23 protein-coding genes, 1 tRNA gene and 1 pseudogene are annotated in these 25,217 nt (G+C 68.0%); 19 read left to right on the forward strand and 6 right to left on the reverse strand.

What is annotated here, in order from left to right:
- Positions 1 to 29 precede the first annotated feature (29 nt).
- From QFZ46_RS12440 to QFZ46_RS12465, 6 genes are all read left to right on the forward strand, one after another.
- Positions 30 to 1,328, forward strand: coding sequence for a cysteine desulfurase (locus QFZ46_RS12440; RefSeq protein ID WP_307361903.1), 1,299 nt, complete (start codon positions 30 to 32; stop codon positions 1,326 to 1,328).
- Complete coding sequence (gene sufU, locus QFZ46_RS12445) at positions 1,325 to 1,768, forward strand: Fe-S cluster assembly sulfur transfer protein SufU (RefSeq protein ID WP_307361906.1); 444 nt, start codon at positions 1,325 to 1,327, stop codon at positions 1,766 to 1,768. The genes QFZ46_RS12440 and sufU overlap by 4 nt, the downstream gene beginning before the upstream one ends.
- Before the next feature lie 111 nt (positions 1,769 to 1,879).
- A complete protein-coding gene (locus tag QFZ46_RS12450) occupies positions 1,880 to 2,509 on the forward strand; it encodes a sulfurtransferase (protein ID WP_307361909.1) in 630 nt (209 codons plus the stop codon).
- Positions 2,391 to 2,750, forward strand: coding sequence for a sulfurtransferase (locus QFZ46_RS12455; RefSeq protein ID WP_307361911.1), 360 nt, complete (start codon positions 2,391 to 2,393; stop codon positions 2,748 to 2,750). Before QFZ46_RS12450 ends, QFZ46_RS12455 begins: the two co-directional genes overlap by 119 nt.
- Before the next feature lie 75 nt (positions 2,751 to 2,825).
- Positions 2,826 to 3,467, forward strand: coding sequence for an NADPH-dependent F420 reductase (locus tag QFZ46_RS12460; RefSeq protein WP_307361913.1), 642 nt, complete (start codon positions 2,826 to 2,828; stop codon positions 3,465 to 3,467).
- 119 nt (positions 3,468 to 3,586) lie between these two features.
- Positions 3,587 to 4,210 (forward strand): GntR family transcriptional regulator, encoded by a 624-nt coding sequence (locus QFZ46_RS12465; RefSeq protein WP_307364600.1) that lies wholly within the window; start codon positions 3,587 to 3,589, stop codon positions 4,208 to 4,210.
- 62 nt (positions 4,211 to 4,272) lie between these two features.
- Here QFZ46_RS12465 and QFZ46_RS12470 read toward each other — a convergent pair whose 3' ends face one another.
- Positions 4,273 to 5,109, reverse strand: coding sequence for an SDR family NAD(P)-dependent oxidoreductase (locus tag QFZ46_RS12470; protein ID WP_307361915.1), 837 nt, complete (start codon positions 5,107 to 5,109; stop codon positions 4,273 to 4,275).
- Between the two features lie 129 nt (positions 5,110 to 5,238).
- Between QFZ46_RS12470 and QFZ46_RS12475 the strand changes: the two genes are divergently transcribed.
- Together QFZ46_RS12475 and QFZ46_RS12480 are read left to right on the forward strand one after the other, a co-directional pair.
- Positions 5,239 to 5,799 carry an asparagine synthase gene (locus QFZ46_RS12475; RefSeq protein WP_307361918.1) on the forward strand — a complete coding sequence of 187 codons (561 nt, stop codon included), beginning with the start codon at positions 5,239 to 5,241 and terminating at the stop codon, positions 5,797 to 5,799.
- Between the two features lie 75 nt (positions 5,800 to 5,874).
- Positions 5,875 to 5,947, forward strand: a tRNA-Arg gene (locus tag QFZ46_RS12480).
- Between the two features lie 120 nt (positions 5,948 to 6,067).
- On the opposite strand, the gene QFZ46_RS12485 is transcribed toward QFZ46_RS12480, so the two are convergent.
- A complete protein-coding gene (locus QFZ46_RS12485; RefSeq protein ID WP_307361920.1) occupies positions 6,068 to 6,706 on the reverse strand; it encodes a TetR/AcrR family transcriptional regulator in 639 nt (212 codons plus the stop codon).
- Positions 6,707 to 6,815: 109 nt separating this feature from the next.
- On the opposite strand from QFZ46_RS12485, the gene QFZ46_RS12490 reads away from it, so the two are divergent.
- The 7 genes and pseudogenes from QFZ46_RS12490 to QFZ46_RS12520 all read left to right on the forward strand — a co-directional run bounded on the left by QFZ46_RS12490 (position 6,816) and on the right by QFZ46_RS12520 (position 14,746).
- Positions 6,816 to 7,814 carry a fumarylacetoacetate hydrolase family protein gene (locus tag QFZ46_RS12490; RefSeq protein ID WP_307361922.1) on the forward strand — a complete coding sequence of 333 codons (999 nt, stop codon included), beginning with the start codon at positions 6,816 to 6,818 and terminating at the stop codon, positions 7,812 to 7,814.
- A gap of 34 nt (positions 7,815 to 7,848) precedes the next feature.
- Positions 7,849 to 8,886: a VOC family protein gene (locus tag QFZ46_RS12495; protein WP_307361923.1), complete on the forward strand. Its 1,038-nt coding sequence runs from the start codon at positions 7,849 to 7,851 to the stop codon at positions 8,884 to 8,886.
- Between the two features lie 72 nt (positions 8,887 to 8,958).
- The gene (locus QFZ46_RS12500) at positions 8,959 to 10,092 is read left to right on the forward strand and encodes an FAD-dependent monooxygenase (RefSeq protein ID WP_307361925.1); all 1,134 of its coding nucleotides are present in this window, start codon (positions 8,959 to 8,961) and stop codon (positions 10,090 to 10,092) included.
- An 87-nt stretch (positions 10,093 to 10,179) separates the two neighbouring features.
- The gene (locus QFZ46_RS12505; RefSeq protein ID WP_307361928.1) at positions 10,180 to 11,193 is read left to right on the forward strand and encodes a phosphotransferase family protein; all 1,014 of its coding nucleotides are present in this window, start codon (positions 10,180 to 10,182) and stop codon (positions 11,191 to 11,193) included.
- Positions 11,186 to 12,470: pseudogene (eno, locus tag QFZ46_RS12510) on the forward strand (phosphopyruvate hydratase). Before QFZ46_RS12505 ends, eno begins: the two are co-directional and overlap by 8 nt.
- A 1-nt stretch (position 12,471) precedes the next feature.
- Positions 12,472 to 13,461 (forward strand): C-terminal binding protein, encoded by a 990-nt coding sequence (locus QFZ46_RS12515; protein WP_307361930.1) that lies wholly within the window; start codon positions 12,472 to 12,474, stop codon positions 13,459 to 13,461.
- Between the two features lie 37 nt (positions 13,462 to 13,498).
- The gene (locus QFZ46_RS12520) at positions 13,499 to 14,746 is read left to right on the forward strand and encodes an FAD-dependent oxidoreductase (RefSeq protein ID WP_307361934.1); all 1,248 of its coding nucleotides are present in this window, start codon (positions 13,499 to 13,501) and stop codon (positions 14,744 to 14,746) included.
- Here QFZ46_RS12520 and QFZ46_RS12525 read toward each other — a convergent pair.
- From QFZ46_RS12525 to QFZ46_RS12535, 3 genes are all read right to left on the reverse strand, one after another.
- Positions 14,743 to 15,492, reverse strand: coding sequence for an HAD family hydrolase (locus tag QFZ46_RS12525; RefSeq protein WP_307361938.1), 750 nt, complete (start codon positions 15,490 to 15,492; stop codon positions 14,743 to 14,745). The two genes, QFZ46_RS12520 and QFZ46_RS12525, sit on opposite strands and share 4 nt — an antisense overlap.
- A 63-nt stretch (positions 15,493 to 15,555) precedes the next feature.
- The gene (locus QFZ46_RS12530) at positions 15,556 to 17,766 is read right to left on the reverse strand and encodes a metallophosphoesterase family protein (protein ID WP_307361941.1); all 2,211 of its coding nucleotides are present in this window, start codon (positions 17,764 to 17,766) and stop codon (positions 15,556 to 15,558) included.
- A 153-nt stretch (positions 17,767 to 17,919) separates the two neighbouring features.
- Positions 17,920 to 18,669, reverse strand: a complete 750-nt coding sequence (locus QFZ46_RS12535; protein WP_307361943.1) for a GntR family transcriptional regulator — start codon at positions 18,667 to 18,669, stop codon at positions 17,920 to 17,922.
- Positions 18,670 to 18,726: 57 nt separating this feature from the next.
- On the opposite strand from QFZ46_RS12535, the gene QFZ46_RS12540 reads away from it, so the two are divergent.
- Positions 18,727 to 20,214, forward strand: a complete 1,488-nt coding sequence (locus QFZ46_RS12540) for an L-serine ammonia-lyase, iron-sulfur-dependent, subunit alpha (protein ID WP_307361946.1) — start codon at positions 18,727 to 18,729, stop codon at positions 20,212 to 20,214.
- Between the two features lie 149 nt (positions 20,215 to 20,363).
- On the opposite strand, the gene hrpB is transcribed toward QFZ46_RS12540, so the two are convergent.
- On the reverse strand, positions 20,364 to 22,937 hold the full coding sequence (gene hrpB / locus QFZ46_RS12545; protein ID WP_307364603.1) for an ATP-dependent helicase HrpB: 2,574 nt from the start codon (positions 22,935 to 22,937) through the stop codon (positions 20,364 to 20,366).
- An 85-nt stretch (positions 22,938 to 23,022) separates the two neighbouring features.
- On the opposite strand from hrpB, the gene QFZ46_RS12550 reads away from it, so the two are divergent.
- The 3 genes from QFZ46_RS12550 to QFZ46_RS12560 all read left to right on the forward strand — a co-directional run bounded on the left by QFZ46_RS12550 (position 23,023) and on the right by QFZ46_RS12560 (position 25,188).
- Positions 23,023 to 23,610, forward strand: coding sequence for a TetR/AcrR family transcriptional regulator (locus tag QFZ46_RS12550; protein ID WP_307361949.1), 588 nt, complete (start codon positions 23,023 to 23,025; stop codon positions 23,608 to 23,610).
- Positions 23,611 to 23,695: 85 nt separating this feature from the next.
- On the forward strand, positions 23,696 to 24,457 hold the full coding sequence (locus QFZ46_RS12555; protein ID WP_373457676.1) for an ABC transporter ATP-binding protein: 762 nt from the start codon (positions 23,696 to 23,698) through the stop codon (positions 24,455 to 24,457).
- Positions 24,454 to 25,188, forward strand: coding sequence for an ABC transporter permease (locus QFZ46_RS12560; protein ID WP_307361955.1), 735 nt, complete (start codon positions 24,454 to 24,456; stop codon positions 25,186 to 25,188). Before QFZ46_RS12555 ends, QFZ46_RS12560 begins: the two co-directional genes overlap by 4 nt.
- Positions 25,189 to 25,217: the final 29 nt, after the last annotated feature.

The raw sequence follows: 25,217 nt of genomic DNA on the forward strand, positions 1-25,217 counted from the left end.
GTGGCGCCCATGGGTGAGAAACTTGAAGGATGAGCACTTCCCTCGATGCCACCTCGCTGACGGATGCCGAGATCCAGCGCCTCCGCGAGGACTTTCCGATCCTGCAGACGCAGGTGAACGGGCATCCGCTCGTCTATCTCGACTCCGGCGCGACTTCTCAGCGCCCCCTTGCGGTGCTCGACGCGGAACGCGAGTTCCTGACCACGCTCAACGCTGCGGTGCACCGTGGTGCGCACACACTCGCCGCTGAGGCGACCGAGGTCTTCGAAGGCGCCCGCGCCACTCTCGCCAGGTTCGTCGGCGCTGATGAAGACGAGATCGTCTGGACATCGAACGCGACCGAGGCGATCAACCTCGTCGCCTACGCGTTCTCGAACGCATCGCTCGGGCGCGGCGGCGCGGCGGCCGAGAAGTTCGGACTGGGCGAGGGTGACGAGATCGTCACGACCGAGATGGAGCACCACGCCAATCTCATCCCGTGGCAGGAGCTCGCCGCGCGCACCGGTGCGACGCTGCGGGTCATCCCCGTCGATGACGACGGCGCGTTGCGTCTCGATGAAGCAACCAGAATGATCGGCCCTCGCACCAGGATCGTCGCCGTCACACACGTCTCCAACGTGCTCGGAGTCGTCAACCCTGTCGAGCAGTTGATCGCCGCCGCCCACGAGGTCGGTGCGCTCGTGCTGCTCGACGCCTGCCAGTCGGCGCCGCACCTGCCGCTCGACGTGAAGGTCCTGGATGTCGACTTCGCGGTGTTCTCCGGACACAAGATGCTCGGGCCGACCGGCATCGGTGCGCTCTACGGCCGTCGTGAGCTGCTCGAGGTGATGCCGCCCTTCCTCACCGGCGGATCGATGATCACGACGGTCACCACGACCGCGGCCGAGTACCTGCCGCCGCCGCAGCGTTTCGAGGCCGGCACCCAGCGGGTGTCGCAGGCTGTCGCGCTCGCCGCGGCGGTCGACTATCTGTCGGCGGTCGGAATGCCGCAGATCGCCGCCCACGAGGCGCTGCTCGGTCGCCGCCTCGTCGAGGGACTCTCCGCGATCGACGGCGTGCGCGTGCTCGGCGCGGGCATCGACCTGCCGCGGGTGGGACTTGCGAGCTTCGACATTCCCGGCATCCACTCGCACGACGTCGGACAGTTCCTCGACGACCAGGGCATCGCCGTGCGTGTGGGGCATCACTGCGCGCAGCCGTTGCACCGCAGGCTCGGCGTGACCTCATCGACCCGTGCGAGCACCTATGTCTACTCGACCGAGGCCGAGGTCGATGCCTTCCTCGAGGGTGTCGCGGCGACGATCGAGTTCTTCGGAGTGCGCTCATGAGCTCCAGTGATCTGCAGAACCTGTACCAGGAGCTGATCCTCGATCACTCCCGCACGCCGCACGGATTCGGCCTGCGCGACGAGGTCAAGGCGCAGTCGCATCAGCTGAATCCGACCTGCGGTGATGAGATCACGCTGCAGGTGCATGCGGCATCCGACGGCACGATCGAAGCCATCGCGTGGGAAGGGCACGGCTGCGCCATCTCGCAGGCGTCCGCCTCGCTGTTCGCCGAGCTGGTCGAGGGCATGACGGTGCCGGAGATCGAGACGCGCATCGACGCGTTCCGCGAGGCGATGCGCTCGCGCGGCAAGATCGAGCCGGACGAGGAATTGCTCGGCGATGCTGCGGCGCTCGGCAGCGTCTCCCGCTACGTCGCCCGTGTGAAGTGCGCGATGCTCGCATGGGTGGCCGCAGAGGATGCCCTGCGCAAGCTCGTCTGATCCGCCCGAAGCTCTCCTCGTCGCAGGCTGCATGTGACGCAGTGTGTCGCTTCGTGAACGACCGTGTCGCCGGTGGGTGCCGACGTTGCGTCGGGTGCGGATGCTGGGGGGATGAGCCACCTGGTCAGCGTGGCGCAGCTGATTCATCTGCAGCGCGCCGAAGAGCACGACACCGGGCCTGCCGTGCGGCTGCTCGACGTGCGCTGGCGGCTTGATCGCCCTGAGGGGCGACCAGAATATCTGCGAGCGCATCTGCCGGGGGCGGTGTACGTCGACCTGGAGAATGAGCTCGCTCGTCGCGGCGAGCCGGCGGAGGGCCGGCATCCGCTTCCCGACACGGATGATCTGCAACGGGCGGCGCGCGGGTGGGGGCTCGACGACGGCGACATCGCCGTCGCGTACGACGACAACCGGAGCGTGCCGGCGGCGCGCCTGTGGTGGCTGCTGCGTCGGCTCGGAGTCGATGTGCGAGTGCTCGACGGCGGCATCCGTGCCTGGGCAGCCGAGGGGATGCCCCTCGAACGCGGTGATGTGCTGCCTCAGGCCGGCGGAATCACGTTCGAGGGCGACAGCGGGGGAGTGATCGTCCTCGACGAGATCGAGGCGTTCCGTGACAGCGGGAGTGCTGCTCGACGTTCGCACGCCCGAGCAGTACAGCGGCGCGCACACGGCGACAGACCCGGTCGGCGGGCACATCCCCGGTGCGGTCAACCTTCCTGCGATGGCGACCGTCGCCGGTGATGGCCGGTTGCAGCACCCGGATGCGCTGCGCCGCATCTTCGCGACCGCGGGAGTGGATGCCACCACCCAGGTCGCCGTGTACTGCGGTTCAGGAGTGGCTGCGATGCACACCGCGTTGGCGCTTGAGCAGTCAGGCATCCGTGCCCTCGTGTACCCGGGCTCGTGGAGCCAGTGGTCGAACACCCGAGGGCAGCCCGTCGCGGTCGGCATCTTTCCCCAGGGCAGGCTGACCACGGTCTGATGGCGGCATGGCGTGAGTGCGGCGTCATCTTCCGACACGAGGGAATAGCGCCGGATCGCCCCTGTTGCCACTGACATGACAACTCTTGGAATCATCGGTGCAGGACACATCGGCAGCCAGGTCGCACGTGCGGCCATCACGGCCGGATACGACGTCGTGATCTCGAACTCGCGCGGCCCGGAAACGCTCTCGGACCTCGTCGCCGAGCTCGGGCCGAAGGCGAAGGCGGCGACGGCTGCCGACGCGGGCGCTGCCGGCGACGTCGTCGTGGTGACGGTGCCGCTGCACGCGCTCTCGCAGATTCCGGTGGAGCCGCTGGCCGGCAAGATCGTGCTCGACACCAACAACTACTATTTCGAGCGGGATGGTCACATCGACGCTCTCGACAAGGGTGAGACGACCGTCTCACAGCTGTTGCAGGAGCACCTGCCCACGTCGAAGGTCGCGAAGGCGTTCAACCACATCGGGTCCGGCGACATCACTGTCGACGTGGCGCCGGCGGGGGAGCCGAACCGTCGTGCACTGGCGACTTCGAGCGACTTCCCCGAGGCGGCCGATTTCGTCACGACGCTCTACGACCAGATCGGCTTCGACACGGTGGATGTCAGCCCGTTGAGTGAGTCGTGGCGCGTCGAGCGCGACCGTCCGGCGTACGTCGTACGCCAGACTGCGGCGGAGCTTCGGGCGAACCTCGCCAAGGCCGACCGCGTGCCCTGAAGCGGAGGGTCCGCGGAGCCGCATCTGGGATACCAAATCTGGTGTGAACGTCGAATGAGTGCGAGAATGCGCCCATGGGGGCGGAAAACGGGGAGCTTGAATCTGTACGCGTGACGCGAATGCTGCGCGATGACATCGTGCTGGGTCGGCGGCCGCCCGGATCGAGGCTGGTGGAGCGAGACCTCGCGACGGAGCTGCGCGTCTCACGTCTGCCCGTCCGCGAGGCGATCCGTGCTCTGGTGAACGAGGGCATCGTGGTCGCGCGGCCTCGCAGCTGGGCGATCGTGCGCGAGTTCACGCTGCGGGACGTGCGGGATTTCGCAGAGGTCCGTGCGGCGATCGAGACGGAGGTGTTCATTCTCGCGACGGAACGCCATGACCACGAGGGAATCGAACAGTTGCGTCTACTCGTGGAGCGTGAAGAGCGTGCCGCGAGCGCTGGCGATGGTGACGTGGCCAGGGGGCTGTCGGGTGCGTTCCATGAGCACATGGTGGTGCTGGCGGGCAATGACATGCTCAGCGAACTCGCCAGCATCTACGCCACTCGTCTGAAATGGGTGTTCGGTCAGCATGGCGATCTGGAGGCGATGGCCGCCGAGCATCGGCGGCTGTACGAGGCGATTCTTGCCCGCGATGTGGAGCTGGTGAAGACCCTGGTGGTTCGCCATCTCGAGCAGGGCGCTGCCGCCGCAGCGAAGAAGCTCAGCGATGTCGCCTCGCCGACGAGGGCGACCGAGGAGTAGATCGCTGCAGGTTCGGGCTTCCGCTGGTCCGGTCCGGTCTGGTCTGCGGCGGCCCCTTGGCGTCAGCTCACCGGCGTCGTCGTGTCGGTCGCCTGTCGCAGTGCTCCGCGCATCACCCGCCAGTATCGGTTCGGAGCCACGCGCGTCAGCACGTCGATCAGGCGCGCTTCGCGTCCGACCATCGTGCGGATGCTTCGCCGCTCAGTGGCACGGATGATGCGTGCCGCGGCGTCTGTGGGTTCGGTGTGGTACATCGCCGCTTGCGCTGAGGCAGCGCGTGCGGCGACGGCGGGGTCGATCGAGGCGGCGTATCGACCGTGCAGGATGATGCCCGTCCGTACTCCCGCCGGATAGACGGCGCCGACGGTGACGGTGCTGCCTTCCAGTTCGTGCCGCAGCGCTTCCGAGAATCCCCGGACGGCGAACTTGCTCATCGAGTAGGGGATGCGTCCTGCAGGAGCTGCGAGCGCATAGACGCTGGCGAGATGCGTGATATGCGCGGCCGGCCTGGCGTGCAATGCCGGCAGAAGCGCCTTCGTGATCGAGACGGTGCCCCAGAGGTTGACGTCGACCAGCCAGCGCATCTCCTCCATCGTGAGCTGGTCGAGGCTGCCGAGCATCGACGATCCGGCACAGGTGATCAGCGCGTTGATCCGCGGGTGCGCGGCTGTCACTTCGGCGGCGGCGGCGACGACCGCCTCGTCGTCGCGAAGATCGACGATGTGGGTGGTTACGGTGCCAGGCAGGTCCGCCGCGACTGATGCCAGCGCCTGCGCGTTGTGGTCGAGCAGCGCGAGATTCACTCCTGTGGCAGCCAGCCGGCGGGCGAGTTCCGCGCCCATGCCGCTGGCGGCGCCGGTGATCACGGTGGTGTTCCCGGCAAGGGTCAGCCGTCTCATGCATCCTCCTCCTGGCAGGCTTCGGGTGCGCGCCAGTCGCTTCATCGCAGGTGGGGAGAACCTGTCGGGTTCCATTCTGGCCGACACTGACGTCGGTTGGTAACGGTACGATTTCCAGAGGAGGTTGTGGTGGGACGAACTGCGGATGCTGTGGCCGAAGGCGTCGCCATCGGTACCGCTGCGGCGCGCCTGACGGTGAAGAATCGCATCCTCGTCGGCACGATCGCCCAGGGCGGAGTGTTCGACGCCGCTCGTTACCTCGCCGACGCTCGTGAAGCGCTGCTCGCTATGGCCGATGAGTCCGCGCAGGCGGCCGAACGCGTGACCACGTGGCGCAAGCGCGCCCGGGGTCGTCACTCCGACCCGTCGAGTACACATGACTACCGCGACCGCGACGTGCGCAACCTCCGCCGCCGCGCCAAGCAGTCGGCCGGCGTCGCCGAGAAGCTGAGGGCGATCGCCGAAGACCCCGAACAGCTCGGCGCGCTCGTCGAAGGCGCACGCGAAGCGGCGTGGGCGGATGTGCGTGGCAATCTGGATCGCCGGCTCCACGTCGAGGGCATGCGCCCCGATCAGGATCCCGACTACGCCGTCATGCGTGAGGCGCGGATGCAGGCGCTGCGCCTCGTCGATCTGCAGGCACTCTCATCCGAACGACGCGCACGGCGCAAGCGCGAGCAGGACGCGTGACGCTCGGTTTCGCGTTGGGGTGCTTCGTCATGTATTCTTGCTGAGGCCCACTTCGAGAGATGTGGGCCGAGATATGCGCCCGTAGCTCAATGGATAGAGCATCTGACTACGGATCAGAAGGTTAGGGGTTCGAGTCCCTTCGGGCGCACATTCATCTGAAACGGTCTCCACTTCGGTGGGGGCCGTTTCTGCGTCAGAGTCGCTGGCTCTGACGGTTGCGCCCGAGAGTCGAGGTCGCGGGCGCAACCGGATTCTCGCCAGCAGCCGCTCAGCTCGGGCCGAGGAGGTAGTCGGCGACTGCGCGCCCCAGCTCTTGGAGGAAGACCTCGTCGGAGAGCGGTCGAGTCGACTCGAAGTCCGAGCCGTGGGTGATGCGCCGAGCCGTCATCGAATAGAGCATCCGGAAGGCGAAGTCGGCTGCCGTCTCGGGATCCGGATGGCGGAAGTGGTCTCGGCAGACGAGTAGAGCCGCCTCGAACTGCTCGGCGACACGCTGTGATCCTGTCCGGCCACGCTCGAAGATCTCCGGGTCCTCCGGGCCTCGCCGCATGAAGGCGCGGAGAATCCCGGCGTTGTCGAGCATCTGCGCGGAGGTCTTCGTGGCGACATGCTCGATGTGTGCGCGCGCTCCGCCAGGCGCGACGGCGGCGGGCGTGAGCCAGATCTCCTCCGCGTCCATGCGCTCCATCTCCTGAGCGTGGATCGCGAGCAGCAGTGCCTCACGGCTGGGGGCGCGAAGGTAGATCGATCCGACCGAGACCTCGGCGCGCTTGCTCACTGCCTGGACGGTGAATCCGGGGAAGCCTTCCTCCTCGAGGATCTCCCGCCCCGCCTGGAGTACGCGCGCGAACGCCTCCTGGCTGCGCTTCTGCAGCGGTTGGCGAATCTCGGAGTTGATCTCAGACATCAGTTTCATCGTAGGCGTGAGTCCTCAGGGTGTTCGACCGATTCACTCTTGACAGCATCGGTGTCGGCGGCCACAATCTAACTAGAACACAGATTCGTGTTCTAGTTCAATGAAGAACGAGGATTCCGTGCTCTTTACCACCGACTCACCCGTGGTCCCCGACGCCTTCGGTCTGGGAAGTTTCACCGCGTCCGGTCAGACGTTCGTGGGTGCGATGCGGGATGGCCTCGTATACGACACCAGACCGTTTCTCGGACCAGACGCGACGATCCGCAGCCTGCTGCAGGATTGGGATGCCGCGATCGACACGCTCGTCGAGGTCGCTCCGTCGATGACGGGCGGGATCTCCGCCGATGCACTGGAGGTGCTCCCGCCGGTGCAGCCCGTCGGCCAGATCTTGTGCGCTGGCGCGAACTACCGCGTGCACGTGGAGCAGATAGTGCAGAGCACGCTCCGCAATTCGGGCGACAAGCGCAGCGACGAAGAACTGCACGCCTTCGCGCTCGAGACTGTCGAGCGACAGGCGCAGTCGGACCCGTTCATGTTCGTGGGGCTCCCATCCGCGGTCTCCGGCGCCCGCGACGACGTCATCCTCTGGACGCCCGGCGATCAGCATGACTGGGAACTCGAGCTCGGCGTCATCCTCAAGTCGGCGGCGCATCGGATCTCGCCCGAAGAGTCGTTCGATCACATCGCGGGCTACGTGATGAGCAACGACATCACGGTTCGAGACGTCATGGCGCGCTCGAACGTGCCGCTCACGGACTTCGTCACGTCGAAGAACCGGCCGACCTACTTCCCCACGGGGCCGATCATCCTGCCCGCCCGGTTCGTTCCTGACTATCGCCGCCTGAGGATCACGCTGAAACTCAACGGCGAAACGATGCAGGACGAACTGGTAGAGGACATCATCCACGGTGTCGAGAAGTGCGTCAGTTACGCCTCGCACTCGACGGTTCTGTCCGCCGGAGACATGATCCTGACGGGATCGCCTGCCGGGAATGCCGGCAAGCATGGCAATCGCTGGCTTCGGCCCGGCGACGTCATGGAGGCGAGCATCACGGGCCTGGGCACCCAGGTCACCCGCTGTGTCGCCCCGCCACGCTGAATAAGACCCACCATTGACGAAGGAGTCATAAGCAATGTCAGAGATCCTGCTCTCGCAGCTCGCGCACGTAGAGCTGTTCAGTCCGAAGCCCGAAGAGACCGTCGCCTGGCTGAAGGACATCTTCGGTCTGGAAGAGACCACGCGCGAAGGTCAGTCCGTCTACCTCCGTGGCTGGGCTGAGTGGCTTCACTCGAGCCTCATCGTCACTGAGGCGAAGGAGTCCGGTGTCGGCCGCATCGGCTGGCGCACGTACGGGGCCGAAGACCCCGAGACGATCGCCAAGCGCCTTCAGGACTCCGAGGAGCACGTCGGCTGGGTGGATGACTGGACCGGTCACGGGCGCACGTACCAGTACCGCTCTGCATTCGGCCGCCACCTTCACGAGGTGTTCTGGGACGTGGACCTCTACGAGGCGCCGGAAGACAAGAAGGACCACGCGGTCCCCAATCGTCCGCAGAAGATCCCGACCAACGGGGGGTCCGCGGTGCGGTACCTCGACCACGTCACGATGCCGAGCGCGAACATGAAGGGTGACATCGAGTTCTACAAGAAGCTCGGCGCGCGCCACACCGCCGCCACCGAGGTCGAGCCGGGTTTCTCCGTCTTCTCGACCCTCACGTGCAACGGTATCCGCTCCACCCATGACATCGCGCTCGTCCCCGACTTCAGCGGCGTGACTGGTCGCGCCCACCACATCGCCTTCCGCGTCGACCAGCGCGTCGACGTCGAGCGCATGGCTGAGATCGCGGTCTCGCACGGCACCCCGATCGAGCTGGGCCCAGGGGTGCACGGCATCGATGAGATCACTTACCTCTACCTTCGGGAGCCAGGCGGCTTCCGGATGGAGGTCAACTCGGGCGGCTGGGTGAACAGCATGCCGGATTGGGAGCCGAAGACGTATCAAGCAGCCGGCGGAAACCCCGGCCAGTCGATCTATCGCAACGTCGCGATGCCGGAGTCGTTCTACGAAGCCTGGCCGCTGCCCCCCAAGGAAGCTGCCGAGAAGGAGCAGGAAGCGGTCAACTCCGAGCAGCTGGCCGACTTCTTCCAGCAGAAGCCTCAGGGCGTCTGACCCACGGCGCGAGACCCGTGCTGCTGAAAGGTCAACCGAGATCGATGGAGATCTCAAGGAAGGAAGACGGTAATGACTGCAGTGAAGAAGGTTGCGATCGCCGGCAGTGGCGTCGCCGCGATGGCGGCGGCGATTCAGCTTGCCAAGCGCGGGGTCGATGTGGAGGTCTTCGAGAAGAAACCCGACCTGACCCCGCTGGGCTCGGGTATCACATTGCAGGGAAACGCCTTGCGGGTCTTGGATCAACTCGGTGTCTGGAACGACGTGCTTGAGCAAGGATATCCGTCCGACGGCCTGGTCATCAGGGCCCCCGGACCCGGCGCTCCGGTCGTCATGTCCCTGCCGGAAGCGAAGACCGGAGGCCCGGACTATCCGGCTTCGTTGGGGATGTATCGGCCGGATCTGACCCGCATTCTTCATGCCGCCGCCGTCGCGCAGGGCGTGGTCTTTCGGTTCGACGCGGAGCTCACCGGGCTCACGGAGCAGGAAAAGCAGGTCGAGCTGACGGTCAACGGGGAGCCGGTCGGCTCGTTCGACCTGCTGATCGGCGCCGATGGCCTCCATTCCACGGTGCGCGAACTCATCGGCATCGACGTCCGGCCCCAGCGGACCGGCATGGGCGCGTGGCGGGCTTTCGTGTCGCGACCCTCCGAGGTCGTGTCCTCTGAGGTGATCTACGGCGGACCGGTCTACATCGCCGGCTACACGCCGACAAGCGAAGACGCGATGTACGCGTTCCTCGTCGAGCCGGCCCAGGATCGTTCTGCGCTCTCGGACGAGGAGCACGCACGCCTCATGTACGAGACATCCCTCGCGTACGACGGGCCGTGGAATGCGATCCGGGCCGATCTGCTCAAGTCGCCGCAGGTGAATTACACGTGGTTCACGGCGCACCTCGTCCCGGATGCCTGGAACCGGGGGCGAGTCGTGATCATCGGCGATGCGGCGCACAGCTGCCCCCCGACGATCGCGCAGGGGGCGGCCCAAGCCCTCGAGGACGCACTCGTCCTCACCGAACTCCTCGAGTCGCACGACCAGCTGGAGCAGGGCCTGTGGGATGAGTTCCACGCCCGTCGTCTGCCGCGTGCGGCCACGGTGGTCGAGTCCTCGGTGCAGGTCGGGCAGTGGCAGATCGATGGTGACCAGCACGCCGACATCGGCGGCCTCGTCTACGCGGTCGCGCAGAAGATGGCGGTACCGGCGTAAGCCGCCTGAGCTCTACAAGATTCGCGGGACCGGCCGGCGGCGGGCGGTCCCGCGAAACCATCCAACGGTGACCACGAGGAGATGACAATGACGACAGCAGAGGCATCCGCGGGGGACGACCTTCGCGAGGTCGCGCTGGGCGCACTGCGGCACGCCGGATTGCTCCACGACGAGCACACGGTCCAACCGCTGGCTGGCGGAGTCTCGAACGACGTCCTCGTGGTGCGGACGGCGCAGAGCGCGTTCGTCGTGAAGCGGGCTCTGCCGCGGCTGCGGGTCGTGGAGGTGTGGGAAGCGTCGGCGGAGCGCTCCTACACCGAGGCCGCGGCGCTGCGGTGGGCTCACGGCGTGGCGCCCGATGCCGTACCCGGAGTCGTCGCTGTCGACCGCGAGAACAATGTGCTCGTCATCGAACTCGCACCCGCCGGTTACGGCGACTGGAAGCAGCAGCTGCTGGCCGGTGATGTGCGGCCGGATGTCGGCACCCGGCTGGGTGCCCTCCTCGCCGACTGGCATCTCGCCTCGGCATCCGATCCCCGCGTCCTCGCGGACTTCGACGACCAGGAGACGTTCGGGCAGCTGCGCGTGCAACCGTTCTATACGGTCGCGGCAGAGCGGAACCCCGACGCCGCACCGGTCATCGCGGAGCTCGTCGAGCGAATGGCGAGCACCCGCGTCAGCATCGTGCACGGCGACTTCTCGCCCAAGAACATCCTCGCCGAGCCGCTCGTCGGCGGCGGCCTGTGGGTGATCGACTGGGAGGTCGCGCACGTCGGCGACCCGACCTTCGACGTCGCGTTCCTCCTGCATCATCTGATCTGCAAGATCATCGCCCGGCCCGACCGCCGAGACGAACTCATCGCCACGGCAGAGAACTTCCTGCAGACCTACTCCGACCGCACGCGGGCGTCGCTCGGCGCCCCGGACGGCCGGCACCTGCTCGCACACACAGGAGTGCTCGTGCTGGCGAGGGTCGACGGCAAGTCGCCGGTCGACTATTTTTCAACGGCGCAGCGCGATGAGGCTCGTGCGCTCGCGCTCAAAATGCTGCGCGAGACCCCCACCGGACTCGCTGAACTCTGGAGGATGACGAATGTCTGACCCGATCGAGACGATCACGGCGTTCGAGGCGCTGGACTCGCGGGGCCGTCCCACAGTGGGCTGCACCGTCGTGACCCGAGGAGGTGCCCGCGGTCGTGCCATCGTCCCTTCCGGCGCCTCGACCGGGTCTCATGAGGCGCGGGAGCTGCGTGACGGTGGCGAGCGTTACGGCGGGTACGGGGTGCGGCGAGCGGTCGCCAACGTCGAGGGCGAGCTGCTCCGGGCAGTGCGCGGGATCGACGTGACCGACCAGGAAGCCGTCGATCGCGCGCTGCGGAAGGCTGACGGCACCCAGGACGGCGGACGGCTCGGCGCCAACGCGATCCTCGCGATCTCCGTCGCCACCGCTCAGGCAGCCGCGGCGGGCCGCGGTCTCCCGCTCTACGCCGCGGTCGGCGATGGCCCTCGGACGCTCCCGATGCCGATGATCAACATCATCTCAGGCGGTGCGCATGCCGCCCGTGCCCTCGACGTGCAGGATTTCCTGGTTGTGCCGGTCGGCGCCACGACGTTCGCCGAGGCCATCGAGACCGTCGCCCGTGTGCGCGCGGCAACGGGCGAAGTGCTGCGCGATCGCGGCGCGACGTGGGCGCTCGTCGCCGACGAAGGCGGCTACGGCCCGCAGCTGTCGTCGAACCGTGAAGCGCTGGAAGTGCTCTCGGTCGCATTCGAACGCGCCGGCCTCATCCCGGGCGATGACATCGCCATCGCCATCGATGTGGCCGCGACGCAGTTCCACTCCCCGTCCGAAGGCACCTACGTCTGGGAGACCGAGAATCGCCGGATGCAGGCCGACGAGCTCGTCGAGGAACTTGCAGCCTGGTCGGCCGACTTCCCGATCGTCTCCATCGAGGACGCGCTGGCTGAAGACGACTGGGACGGCTGGCGCACGGCAACGGACCGCCTCGGCGGCATCCAACTGCTCGGCGACGATCTCTTCGTGACGTCGCCTGACCGGCTCCGCCGAGGAATCGACGACGCAGTGGCAAACGCCGTGCTCGTGAAGCCCAACCAGATCGGCACCCTGAGCGAGGCCCGCGAGGTCGTCGAGATCGCGCACGTCGCCGGCTACGCCACGGTGCTCTCGGCGCGCTCCGGGGAGACCGAGGACCACTGGCTGGCCGACCTGGCCATCGGATGGAACACCGGTCAGCTCAAGATCGGGTCGACGATGCGCTCCGAGCGTACGGCGAAAATGGAACCGAGTGCTCGAGATCGAGCGCGAACTCGGCGACGACATCGCGCTGGCCCATCCAAGATTCGGGAGAGGGTCCTGACATGGCGACAATCGTCATCACGGACATCGCGTGGCCGAGTGCCGCGATCGAGACCGAACTGGCGCACGCCGCCGGCCATGAGATCCTCCTGGCGGAGTCCGACGAACATCTGCTCACTCTCGCCCCGCAGGCGGATGCCATCCTCACCTGTTTCCGTCGCGTCACCGCGCCGGTCCTCGATGCCGCCGAGCGCTGCCTCACGGTCGCGCGCTACGGGGTGGGCGTCGACAACATCGATGTCGACTGCGCGACCGATCTCGGCATCCTCGTGAGTAACGTGCCGGAGTTCTGCACTGAGGAGGTCGCCGACCATGCTCTCGCTCTCGCTCTCGCGACGCTGCGCAACCTCATCCCCGCGACCGATGCGATACGCAGCGGGGGCTGGACGCCCGAGGCTGCGCACCCCTCACGACGCCTGCGCGGCCTCGTGTTCGGTGTGGTGGGTTTCGGCTCGACCGGCCGGGCTGTGGCCGAGCGCGCCGCTGCCTTCGGATTCGAGGTGGTGGTCTCATCTCGCGCGCTCGCGGCCGATCCCAGCGCCGCGCCGCCATCGGTGACCCGCGTGGTCGAGCGCGATGAACTGTTCGGTCTCGCAGACGTCGTGTCGCTTCACGTTCCGCTCAACGCCGAGACACGTTACCTGGTCAGCGCCCGCGAGCTCGGGATGATGAAGGACGGCACCCTGCTCATCAATGTCGGTCGGGGCGGCCTGGTCGACACCGAGGCATTGCGGCCCGAGCTCGACCGCGGCCGGCTACGGGCAGCGCTCGACGTCATCGACCCCGAGCCACTCCCTGCTGACCACTGGCTCCGCTCAAGCCCGGCGGCGCTCATCACGCCCCACGTCGCGTTCGCCTCGGACGGCTCCCTCATCGAGCTCGCCACGAAAGCGATGTCCAACGTCCTCGCTGTCCTCGCGGGCGGGTGCCCGCCGTCCATCGTGAATCCGGACGTCCTCACGTCGCATGTCCTTCGATCCATCCCGCAGTAACCACCACTCCGCACTCGACGAAGAGAGCAGGTCACTCATGAGCACCACCCGCACCGAACCAGAAGCCGTCGCGGTCATCGGCGCCGGTCCAGCCGGCATCGCGACCGCCCTGGCCCTGCACGCCGTGGGCATCCCCGTGAAACTGTACGAGCGCTACGCGGAACCGAGTCCGGCCGGCAACATCGTGAACCTCTGGCCACCCGCAGTCCAGGCGCTCGAGCACATCGGCGTGGACGTCGAGGACATCGGCGCGTTCTGCGAGACGGAGTTCCGCAACTCCCGAGACAAGGTACGCGCGCGCGTGAAGTTCCCGCAGTCGGTCGTCGACAAGTACGGCAACGGCGGCTTCATCGGCCTCACCCGCCCCGACCTCTACGAGCGCATGGTCGATGCGCTCCCGCCAGGAATCTTCGTCGGAAACAAGCAGGTCGCCGGCCTCGAGGACGAGGGCGATCACGTCGTGGTCCGTTTCCAGGACGATACGAGTATCACGACGCCCCTTGTCGTGGGCGCCGACGGGATCAACTCGGTCGTCCGCGAGACGGTCTGGGGACTTCCGCCGATCCGCGAGCACAATCTGCACGTCATCGGCGGCTTCACCTTCGACCTGCCTGCCGCCGTCAACCCGCGAGAGGCGATCCTCCGCCACTCCCGCACGGTGCAGGCGAGCCACACCGGCATCCGCAGCAAAGGCCGCGACGGCGCTGAATGGTGGGTGCTTCAGGCATGGGACCCGCAGAATCCCGCCCCGGTCGATCTCAAGGCGCACGCACTGTTCCTCGCGAAGGAGTTCCCCCCTGAGGTGGCGGAGCTCATCGCGAACACGTCCGAAGAGCACATCTTCCGGTGGCCGATCCGGGACCGCGGTGACGTGCCGAAGGTCTGGAGCAAGGGACGGGTCACCTTCGCCGGTGACGCCGTGCACGCGACCAGCCCGTACGCCGCGTACGGAGCCGGCATGTCGATCGTCGACGGCTACTTCCTAGGACAGACGCTCAACGGCGTCGACCTGGGCGATTCGGCCGCCCTCAAGAAGACGCTCGCGCGCTACGAGGAACTGCGGGTGGAGCACACCGCTGCTCAGGTGAAGCAGGCGTACATGCTGGGGCGCAACTTCCACCACGTCCCGACACTCATGCGACCCCTGCGCGATGCCATCTTCGACCACACCAAGTTCCTGCAGAAGATGGTCGGCGACTCCAACCCGGCCGAGATCAGCGCGCAGCTCGACATCATGGGCTCTGACCTCCACACGCCCGCTGCGGTCGCCCGCGCGGCACGTTAGGCCTTCGGGCGCACATTGTGTGAATCCCCCGTCGCGAAAGCGGTGGGGGATTCTTCGTTGCCGGCGCCCTCTTCGCCCAACGGAATCCGGAGGTCGTGCAGTCCGCGTCCTCGTAGCGACGGCCAGAGCAGATCGGCGGCGTCTTCGGCGAGCGGCACGTCATGCGGCACGCCGACCGTGGCCGCACCGGCGGCACGGGCTGCAGCCAGGCCGACCGGAGAATCCTCGATCGCGACGCAGTCCGCCGGGTCGACCCCCAGCAGCTCGGCGGCGCGCAGATACGCGTCGGGAGACGGCTTGCCGTGTGCGACCTCGTCGCCGGTGACCGTGACGTCGAACGTTCCTGACGGCAGCGCCGCGAGGATCTCGTCCGCATAATCGCGGTACGACATCGTGACCAGCGCGAGCGGCACACGCGCATTGCTGAGCGTACGCAGCAGGCTTCGAGCGCCCGGCCGCCAGGTGATTCCCTCCGTTCGTGTGCGCGCGGTCGCCAGCTCGATCCAGCGGTCGAGGAGCGCGTCACCGGACCCTGTTCCACCGAGCTCGTGGATGACGCGCGCCCCATCTGGCAGGGCGAGTCCGACCAGTCGGCCGAGTGCGTTCTCCGGTGCCGCGAGGCCGGTCTCTGCTAGCATCCGTTCCGCCGCCGCGATCCAATGACGTTCGGTGTCGACGATCGTGCCGTCCATGTCCCACAGCACTGCGGCGGGCAGGCGACGGGCGTGCGCACGGGGATTGCTCATTCGTTCTCCTCAGCAGGCACGACTGTGCCCCGCCCTCGAGAAGGCGGGGCACAGTCGGTGCAGTCAGTCGATTCGGATCGGCTCGGACTCTACGGTCGCCGGGGCGAGTCCCTCAGCGGTGCCGGTCACCTGCACGGTGATGTCGTGGCCCTTCCAGGCGCCCGTCAGGTGGAATCCCTCGGTCGTCGCGCCGTCGATCGGCTCGCCGTCGGCCAGCCACTGGTACGAGAACGCGGTGCCCTCGGTCCACTCGCCCTCTTCGACCGTGAGCTTTGCGCCGGGCTTGATGCCGAGGTGGTGCGTCGAGACGATCTCCGGTGTGCCGGCGATGATGCCCGCCTCCGTCTCGCTCGCGACGAGCGGGTTCGGGATCACGACCTCTCGCAGCCAGGTGTCGCCGGCGAAGTCGTACGCCTTCACCACGACGCGGTCGCCGTATGCCTCGAGCGTGAGCCCCTGGTTGATGTCGCGGGTCACGATCTCACTGATGCCGGCGGTGTTCTCTCCGCGCGCGTCCCACTCCACGTGCATCGCGACCGTGTTGACCGCCCAGAAGCCGTCCGGGTGGCCGTCGGCCGTGCGGCGCTGGACCGCCCAGTCGCCGAGCTCGGCGGGGTAGTGCGTGTGGCCCGAGAACACGATCGCGTTGGGGTAGTTGCCCAGTATGCTCGTCAGCCGATCGTTCATCTGGTGGTGGCCGTGGTATCCGGGGATCCACGACGCGGAGACCGTGTCGCCGAGCGGGAAGTGCGTCATCACGGCGACCTGCTTGTCGAGCGCGGTCCAGTGTGCGAGCCGCTCCTCGAGGAACTCGACCTGCGCATCGCTCATAGCCACGTCGGTCGGACCGGCGAACTCCTGGCCGAGGACGATCACCGGCAGGTCGCCGGCCGGGCCTTCGATGACGTACTCGTCCCACACCCTGTCGCGGTCGGCGAAGGCGAGGAATCGGTCGCGGTTGGAGTCGAAGCCGCCGGCGGCGTAGCGCTCATGGTTGCCCATCGACGCGATGGTCTGACGCGGACGGATGTCGGCTGTGGCGTCCATCACATCGTAGATCTCGGTCCATTCCGCGTCCGAACCGCTGTTGACGATGTCGCCGACCATCAGCATGCCGTCCGCACCGGGGAGGAGCTCTGCATAGTCGTTGAGGGCGTGCTGGAGATCCTGCGGGTGGCCCTGGATGTCGCTCATGACCCACGCGCGGGTGGCGTCGCCGGTTGGAGCGGCGAGCGACTCGTGCACGGTGACCGAGTCGATCGCCCAGTACCGGGCATCGGCATCGCCGGAGAGGTTCCAGCTGAAGACCGCGTTCTCGGCTCCGGCGGGAACTTCGATCGTGACATCCTGCGCGTAGTTCATCTGCCGGGCGTCGTAGTCGTCGGCGACGGACTCCGAGTCGAGGCGCAGGATCTCCGTCGGTTCCCCGCCGTCGAAGCTCACGGCGACCGTGCCAGCCTGGCCTGCAGCGCCGCGGTAGTGGCTGTCGAACGTGAGGCGCACTGCGCCGAGTCCCTCCACGGGCACGGCGGATCCGGTGAGCGTCGAGTCGAACGGCTGATCACCGAACTGCTGGGCGTCGGCCACGACGATCGTGTCCTGCGAGCGGCCGAAGCGCTTGCGCATCTCGTCGACCTCGCCGGTCCATTCGTCGCGGGTGGTGAACTGCCAGCCGCGGTAGGCGTCGGACCCTTCGCCGGTCATCGAGTCGTCGAAGCTCACCGACCATCCTTCGGCGCCCTCGGCGCCGAAGGCCTCGCGGGCGATGATCTCGTCGGTGTCGTTGCTCGTCACGATCGGGTCGATCTCGACGGCCGCGTCAGGGTCGCCGGGCTGCGGCCGGTCGGGGTCGCTCGCGATGGTGACGGTGACGGGCCCGGACAGCACGTCGTATCCGTCCTGCGCGAGCAGGTAGACATCCCACACCCCGGCGTTGAGACCGGAGAAGCTGACGGTGCCCGATTCTGCCGCGGTGTACGCCCACTGCGTCGAGGCGGTCGATCCGGGCGTGACGCCCTGCGGGTAGACGCCGACCCAGTTCGTGGCGTGGGGTGCGTCGGTGGTCCACGCCAGTTCTACGGCGTCGCCTTCGACGAGGTCAGGGCTCTCGGTGGTCAGGGTCGATCCGGCCTGAGCCGTGGCTGCCGGCGCGACGGTGAGGCCGAAGCTGTCGGATGCGATCGCGGGGGCGGAGGGAATGGCGATGAGGCCGACTGTCGCGGCCGCGATGATCGCGCGCCGCAGGCGGGGGCGGGAACGGTGAAGGGAAGACATCGTGATCCTTTCGGTGTGCGCCGGGTTGACGCTGGCTCGAGTCTCGGCACCGTTTTCGAACGCGCGATGAACACGCCGCCAACGGGGCGCGAACCGGGCGCCCGAACGCCCGGATAACAGGGACGACTGTGCACAGCTGTCCAACTCCCACCGTCAGGAGAGGGCGCGGGTCCACCCTCCGGGTCGCGCGTCGGAGGTCGATGACGCCTCGAAGGACACGGAGTCGGGCAGGTAGCGGTCCTCGGTGAGATCGATCGGGCGCCCGTCGCGAGCGAAGGCCTGCCGCCGCACCCGCAGCAGAGGGCTCGATCGTCGGATGCCGAGAAGTCGTGCATCCTCGCTGGACGCGGCCACCGCGTCGATCCGGTGCGATCCGAACGACTCGCCGTACCCGGCCGCGTCGAGCACCGCGGCGTGCGACGGCGTGTCGACGGGCAGCCCTCGGAGCACGTGCGCGAGCCACCCCGGGTACACGGCGCGTTCGACCATCACCACGTGCGCGTCGAGACTGCGCAGGCGTGTGAACCGCAGCACGGGGGAGTCCTGTGCGATCCGCAGCAGGCGGGCCTCATCGGCCGTCGCCGCGCCTTCCGTCTCCCGGATGACGTGGCCGCCGGGTGTGAGGCCGCGATTGTGCGCCCACTGGGCGAACGATCCGAACGCGGCGAGTGCCTGCGTGTGCGACGACGACTGCACGATCCACCCGGCGCCGGATCGCGGCGCGACGACTCCGCGACGTGCGAGCAGCGCCAATGCGCTGCGCACGGTACCGCGCGCGACACCATGCTCCGTGGCGAGCGTCTGTTCTCCTGGTAGCAGAGTGCCGACCGGGAACTCCCCATCGGCGATCCGTCGTGCGATCCGCTCGGCGACGCGGCGGTACAGCGGCGCGTCGGAGGTCATGTCATCAGTCTGGCGCAGTCGCGGCGTCGGGACGCTCCACACGCGTAGCCTTGAGGTGTGACAGCGTACGTCTCGGCTTTCGACTTCTTCTCCATCGGAGTGGGTCCTTCCAGCTCCCATACCGTGGGTCCGATGCGCGCCGCGCTGGACTTCGCCCGACGGTTGAGGGCGACCGGCACGCTCACCCAGGTGACCCGAGTGACGTGCACGCTCTACGGCTCGCTCGGCGCAACCGGCATCGGGCACGGCACCCCGGATGCCGTGGTCTCGGGACTCCGCGGACTCGCGCCCGAGACCTGCGATCCGGCCGAGGTGCGCTCCGCATGGACCGACTTCCGCGCCGGGGAGACGCTGCTTGTCGACGGAGCACACGCGGTCTCGTTCGAGAAGAACGACATCCAGTTCGCGCCGCGCACCCGGTTGCCGGGGCATCCGAACGCCATGGCGATCGTCGCGCTCGGCGCAGACGGCGCCGCGATCGCCGAGGAGACCTATTACTCCGTCGGCGGCGGATTCATCCGGCGCGAAGGCGAGGACGCAAAGGTCAGCACCGGATCCCTGCCGTTCGCATACTCCGACGCGGCCTCGCTGCTCGCGCTCTGCGATGAGCACGGCCTGTCGATAGCCGATGTCGCGCGGCACAACGAGATGGCGATGCGCTCGGAGGAGGAGGTCGCCGCCGGCCTCGACGCCATCTGGGATGCGATGGCCGAATGCGTGGATGCCGGCTTGCACGCGAACGGCGTGCTCCCCGGCATCCTCAAGGTGAAACGCCGCGCAGGCGCGATCCGTACGCAACTGGAGAGCGTGGAAGCCGAGGGTGGGCGCGAGATCCCGGGGGAGTGGCTCGGTGCCTTCGCGCTCGCAGTCAACGAGGAGAACGCCGCGGGCGGGCGGGTCGTCACTGCTCCGACCAACGGCGCCGCCGGCATCCTTCCCGCCGTGGCGATGTACTGGTGGCGGTTCCTCGCCGACTCCGGGTTGGGTTCGGGCAACGCCGTCACGCCCTACGGCGAACTCGTCGGCAGTGCCCTGCTGGGCTTCGGTGGAGAACCCACGAGCATCGCGGACGCTGACGACACCGCTCTCACCGAGGCGAACCGTCGCCGCGGCATCCGCCGTTTCCTGCTCACAGCGACGGCTCTCGGGTCGCTGTTCAAGGCGAACGCGTCGATCTCCGGAGCCGAAGGCGGATGCCAGGCCGAAGTCGGATCCGCCTGCGCCATGGCAGCCGGCGGGCTGACCGCCGTGATGGGCGGCACCAATCGGCAGATCGAGAACGCCGCCGAGATCGCCATGGAGCACCACCTCGGCCTCACGTGCGACCCGATCGGCGGGCTCGTGCAGATCCCGTGCATCGAACGCAACGCGATCGCGGCGTCCACCGCGGTCACGGCCGCACGACTCGCACTGCGCGGCGACGGACAGCACTATGTCTCGCTGGATGCCGTCGTCGAGACGATGCGGCAGACCGGGCTCGACATGTCGACGAAGTACAAGGAGACGAGCGAGGGCGGCCTCGCGGTCAACGTCATCGAGTGCTGAGACCCTGTCGGCGTTCATGACTCCAGAACGCGTGCACAACTTCGGACCACTGATGCAACACGCCGCACGTGCCGCGAGATCCGCGGCGCGTCCGCTGCCACGTCCGAAGTTGTGCTCGCGGCCGGACGGCTCGCGTCGACGGGATCCCCCTACTTCTGGGCGGCGCGGCGGGTCGTGTGCCGGGTGGGAGCTGTCGACCAGGGGTCCTCGGGCCACGGATGCTTCGGATACCGGCCGCGCATCTCTGCGCGCACTTGCGAGTACGGACCTGCCCAGAACGACGCGAGGTCGTCGGTCACGGCGAGAGGTTGACGTGCGGGGGAGAGCAGGTGGAACAGCACCCGAACCCGGCCTCCGACGAGACGCGGAGTCTCTGCCCACCCGAAGCACTCCTGCAGCTTCACGGCCACGACGGGGCGGGCCGTCGGATCATCGACGGGCGGATAGGTGATGCGGACATGTGATCCGCTGGGCACCTCGAGTCGTTCCGGAACCAGCGCATCGAGGTCGACCGCGGCCGGCCACGGCAGGATCCGCCGGAGTGCCGTCGCCAGATCGATGCGCGCGGCCGGCATGCCCGTGGCGAGGTTCGGCAGCTCAGGACCCAACCAGGAATCGAGGGTGTCCAGGAGCGCGGCGTCCGAGACGTCGGGCCAGGGGGATCCGAGTTCGTGATGCAGCAGCGCGAGGCGACGGCGCAGACCGTCCGCAGCCTCCGACCAGGTGAACACCCCGAGGCCCTGCTCCTCGACCGCGCGGCGTGCGGCATCTCGCCCGCCGTCATCGGCGTGGACGCGCACGGGGACGGATGAGCGGACGATCGCTCCGATTCGACGTTCGCGGCGCGCGACGACGCGCCCGTTCACGAACTGCGCCTCGACGCGGTCGGTGGTCAGGTGCGTCGCCGCCTGCTCTGCGTCGGCCTCGGAGATGACGGCGGCAGAGCGGATGATCGCCCCGGTTCCTGCGGCCGCTCGTCCCTGCGCCCTGGTGACGTCCGCCACCGCCAACCACTCGGCACTTGCGAGCGGACCGGTGATGCCGGCGCGGGTGCCGGAGGCGAGGAGGAAGGCCGCTCCGTTCGGCGAGTGATCGACGCGGCGGGCGATCCGCTCGGGGAATGCGAGGGCGATGACGAGCCCGACCTGATCGGTGCCCCCGCGCTCTGCACTCGTCGTGCGGGCCCCATCGGCAGGGGAGGCGAAGCGTGCGAGCCGCCGGACCTCCTGCTCCCAGCGACGGGCGTCACGGCTTCGCCCAGTGCGCAATGCGGTGAGCGTGGCCGCAGCATCCCCATCAGCGACACGGATCTCGCCGCCGATCAGAGCGACCACCTCGGCGGCCGTGCGCGCGCCGACCAGGGCGCTTCCGTCGCGAAGTGCGCGAGCGAGGCGAGGATCGGTCGGGATCCGGGCAAGCTGTCGGCCTTCGGCGGTCGCTCGTCCATCGGCATCGATCGCACCGAGTCCGTGCAGCACAGCCAGGGCATCTCGCACGCTGTCGGAGGGGAGCGGATCGACCAGTCGGAGCCCCGCGCCGCCCGGCGCTCCCCAACAGGCGAGAAGCAGGGCGGCGTCGGTGAGATCCGTGGTCGCGATCTCGGGGGCAGGACGCGCGGGGGCCGCAGCGAAGGTCCGCTCGTCGACGCAACGGACGACGATGCCCGGTCCCTGTCTCGTCGCGCGACCGGCGCGCTGGATCGCAGAAGCACGGGATGTCGGACCCGTGACAAGACCGCTCATGCCCCGTGCAGCATCCCGCTGCGGTGCACGCGACAGGCACGTGTCGACGACGAGGCGCACGCCCGGAACGGTCAGCGATGACTCGGCGAGAGAAGTCGTGACGATGATGCGCGCGGGCTGATTCGGACTCCGTCCGCTGATCACGGCATCCTGCTCTGCCGCGGGGATCTGGCCGTGCAGCTCGCGGACGTCGAACTCCGTGCCGAGACCGCGGATGCGCCCCGCGATCTCGGAGACCTCGCGCGCGCCAGGCGCGAAGACGAGAGCGTCAGCGGTCGGATCGGTGTGCACCAGGCCGCGGTGAGCGTCGACCGCCGTGCTCGCGACATGGTCGAGAAACGCCCACGTCACACCTCGTTCGTCGAGGCGGGGTGTGGGACTCGGCAACCAGCGCACCTCGAGCGGATGCGCCGGAACCGTCTGGGTCACGATCGGGGCAGGATCGGCATCAGTGCCGAGAACGGTCGCGAACCTCTCTGCGTCGAGAGTGGCGGACATGGCGACCACGACGAGGTCGTCGCGCAGTTCGCGCACCTCGCCGAGCAGGCCGATCAGCAGATCCGTCTCCAGTGCGCGTTCGTGCACTTCGTCGATGACGACCGCGTCGATCCCCTCGAGACCAGGGTCATCGAGCAGGCGACGCAGCAGCACCCCTGCGGTGACGAACTCGATCACAGCGGAGCGCTCGACCTGGCGCTCGCCGCGGACCGTGAACCCGACCCGGGAGCCGAGGAGCGACTCGTCCAACTGCGCGAGTCGTCGCGCGGCCGCTCGGGCGGCGACCCGGCGTGGTTGCGTCACGATCACGCGGCCGGGAACGCGGTTCGCGATGAGCGGCGGGACCAGCGTCGTCTTGCCGGTTCCCGGCGGGGCGCTGACGACGACGGAGGCGCTTCGGTCGAGCGCCGCCCCCAGATCGTCGACCGCCGACGCGAACGCGAGCTCGCGACCGATCATCGACAGGTCGAACGGCGTGCGCATCACCCCCTCAGTCTCTCGCGTTCGGAGCGTGCGATGTGCAGCGGGCGAGCACCCGGCCTGCGAACCGGCGCGTAGGCTGAGCGGCATGGCCACGGTGAGACGACGCGGGCGTCCGCGCGGAGAGACGGATTCCCGCGAACGGATCATCTCCGCGGCTGTCGACGAATTCGGCGAACACGGCTACGACGGTGCGACGATCCGCGCGATCGCGACCAGGGCCGGGGTGGACAGCGCACTGGTGCACCATTATTTCGGCACGAAAGCCGACCTGTTCGCAGCCGCGATGGGCATGCCGATACGGCCGGACATCGCCATCCCCGAGATTCTGGCTGGGCCCCGTGGGGAGGTCGGGGAGCGGATCGTGCGCTTCGTGCTCGAGGCGTTCGAACAGCCGGAGGTCCGCCGCCGCGGTGTCGCTCTCATGCGCGCGGCGGTCGGCAGCAAGCTCACCACTCCTGTCCTGGCGGGGTTCCTGTCACGTGAGCTTCTCGGCCGCATCGCACGCGGGATCGACGCGGATGACGCACCGTTGCGCGCCACGCTCGCTGCTTCCCAGATCGCGGGGCTGCTCATGGCGCGCTACGTGCTCAAGCTGGCGCCGATCGCGGACACCGGAATCGACGATCTCGTCGCACGGATCGGCCCGACCGTGCAGCGTTACCTGTTCGACTGATCGCACCCGCAGGGCTGGACCGCGCGGGGTTTCCACCGCGCAGGGCTTGACGCCGCAGCATCCGAGGCGCACAATTCATCACATGATGAATAACCCGAGCGTGGAGGTGTCGCAACTGCGGGTGCGACGCGGGAAGACGCAGGTCTTCGACGGCGTCGACGTGTCGATCCCGCGCGGGCAGATCACCGGGCTGCTCGGTCCGTCGGGTTGCGGCAAGACCACGCTGATGCGCTCGATAGTCGGCGTGCAGCGTGTGGATTCCGGCGTCGTGACAGTCCTGGGCGAACCGGCGGGCTCGCGTGCACTGCGCCACCGCGTGGCCTACGGCACACAGGACGCATCCGCGTACGACGACCTGACCATCAGGCAGAATCTGCGCTACGTCGCGACGCTGCTCGGCGCACCCCGCGACGCCGTCGATCGTGTGATCGCCGACGTCGGGCTCACCCCACAGGCCGATCAGTTGGTCGGCTCCCTCAGCGGCGGCGAAGGCAGCCGGGTCTCCCTGGCCCTGGCGCTGGTCGGCTCCCCGGAACTCGTCGTACTGGACGAGCCGACGGTCGGCCTCGACCCCGTGCTGCGCGCCGAGTTATGGGCTCAGTTCCGGGGCCTGGCCGAAGGCGGCGTGACCCTGCTGGTGTCGAGCCACGTCATGGACGAGGCTCTGCGGTGCGACCGGCTTCTGCTCATGCGCGCCGGTCGCATCATCGCCGATACGACGCCGGATGGACTCCTGGCCGACACTGAAGCGGATGATCCGGATGCCGCGTTCCTCGCCCTCATAGAACGGGATCAGCAACAGCATCCGCTCTCTCGCAGAACCCGACGAGGGGAGACGGGCGAATGAACGGTCGTCGCCTCTTCGCCACCGCAGGTCGCGTGCTCAGCCAGCTGCGTCACGACCCGCGGTCGATTGCACTCATGCTCATCGCGCCGAGTCTTCTGGTCGGGCTGTTCGCCTGGCTGTTCAGCGACCAGGACGGCGTGTTCGACCGGTTCGGGGGACCGATCCTCGCGCTGTTCCCGTTCATCGTGATGTTCCTCATCACCTCGATCACGACGCTGCGCGAGCGGAAGTCGGGAACGCTGGAACGGTTGATGACCACGCCGCTCGCGAAGGCGGACTTCATCCTCGGGTATGCGGTGGCGTTCGGATTGATGGCGCTGCTGCAGGCCGTGATCACCGTCTCGTTCGCGGTGTGGGTCTGCGGGCTGGAGACCGAAGGGCCGCTCTGGCAGCTCGGACTCGTGGCCATCGTCGACGCTTTGCTGGGCACGGCGCTCGGTCTGCTGGCCAGCGCATTCGCGCAGACCGAGTTCCAGGCCGTGCAATTCATGCCGTTGCTCGTTTTCCCGCAGATCATCCTCGGCGGACTGTTCATGCCACGGGATCAGATGCCCGAGGTGCTGCACGCGATCTCGGACTGGTTGCCGCTGAGCTACGCGATCGACACGATCAACGCCGTCTCCGCCGGTGAAGAGGGGTGGGACGTGTTCGGTCCGCTGCTGATCGTCGTCGCGTTCATGGTGGGTGCGCTCGTGCTGGCCTCCCTCACGCTGCGTCGTCGGACCGCGTGAGTCGACGCTGCTTATCCGGGCAGCCTGAG

The sequence above is a fragment of the Microbacterium murale genome (genome assembly GCF_030815955.1).
GTDB lineage: Bacteria > Actinomycetota > Actinomycetes > Actinomycetales > Microbacteriaceae > Microbacterium > Microbacterium murale_A.

Bases quoted from the DNA above. Each gene is read 5' to 3' on its own strand.
- QFZ46_RS12525 (WP_307361938.1), bottom strand. From the start codon at position 15,492: ATGAGCAATCCCCGTGCGCACGCCCGTCGCCTGCCCGCCGCAGTGCTG.
- QFZ46_RS12520 (WP_307361934.1), top strand. From the start codon at position 13,499: ATGAGCACCACCCGCACCGAACCAGAAGCCGTCGCGGTCATCGGCGCC.
- QFZ46_RS12500 (WP_307361925.1), top strand. From the start codon at position 8,959: ATGACTGCAGTGAAGAAGGTTGCGATCGCCGGCAGTGGCGTCGCCGCG.
- QFZ46_RS12460 (WP_307361913.1), top strand. From the start codon at position 2,826: ATGACAACTCTTGGAATCATCGGTGCAGGACACATCGGCAGCCAGGTC.
- QFZ46_RS12465 (WP_307364600.1), top strand. From the start codon at position 3,587: ATGCTGCGCGATGACATCGTGCTGGGTCGGCGGCCGCCCGGATCGAGG.
- QFZ46_RS12490 (WP_307361922.1), top strand. From the start codon at position 6,816: ATGAAGAACGAGGATTCCGTGCTCTTTACCACCGACTCACCCGTGGTC.
- sufU (WP_307361906.1), top strand. From the start codon at position 1,325: ATGAGCTCCAGTGATCTGCAGAACCTGTACCAGGAGCTGATCCTCGAT.
- QFZ46_RS12550 (WP_307361949.1), top strand. From the start codon at position 23,023: ATGGCCACGGTGAGACGACGCGGGCGTCCGCGCGGAGAGACGGATTCC.
- QFZ46_RS12450 (WP_307361909.1), top strand. From the start codon at position 1,880: ATGAGCCACCTGGTCAGCGTGGCGCAGCTGATTCATCTGCAGCGCGCC.
- QFZ46_RS12535 (WP_307361943.1), bottom strand. From the start codon at position 18,669: ATGACCTCCGACGCGCCGCTGTACCGCCGCGTCGCCGAGCGGATCGCA.
- QFZ46_RS12515 (WP_307361930.1), top strand. From the start codon at position 12,472: ATGGCGACAATCGTCATCACGGACATCGCGTGGCCGAGTGCCGCGATC.
- QFZ46_RS12555 (WP_373457676.1), top strand. From the start codon at position 23,696: ATGAATAACCCGAGCGTGGAGGTGTCGCAACTGCGGGTGCGACGCGGG.
- QFZ46_RS12470 (WP_307361915.1), bottom strand. From the start codon at position 5,109: ATGAGACGGCTGACCCTTGCCGGGAACACCACCGTGATCACCGGCGCC.
- QFZ46_RS12530 (WP_307361941.1), bottom strand. From the start codon at position 17,766: ATGTCTTCCCTTCACCGTTCCCGCCCCCGCCTGCGGCGCGCGATCATC.
- QFZ46_RS12440 (WP_307361903.1), top strand. From the start codon at position 30: ATGAGCACTTCCCTCGATGCCACCTCGCTGACGGATGCCGAGATCCAG.
- hrpB (WP_307364603.1), bottom strand. From the start codon at position 22,937: ATGCGCACGCCGTTCGACCTGTCGATGATCGGTCGCGAGCTCGCGTTC.
- QFZ46_RS12495 (WP_307361923.1), top strand. From the start codon at position 7,849: ATGTCAGAGATCCTGCTCTCGCAGCTCGCGCACGTAGAGCTGTTCAGT.
- QFZ46_RS12505 (WP_307361928.1), top strand. From the start codon at position 10,180: ATGACGACAGCAGAGGCATCCGCGGGGGACGACCTTCGCGAGGTCGCG.
- QFZ46_RS12560 (WP_307361955.1), top strand. From the start codon at position 24,454: ATGAACGGTCGTCGCCTCTTCGCCACCGCAGGTCGCGTGCTCAGCCAG.
- QFZ46_RS12485 (WP_307361920.1), bottom strand. From the start codon at position 6,706: ATGTCTGAGATCAACTCCGAGATTCGCCAACCGCTGCAGAAGCGCAGC.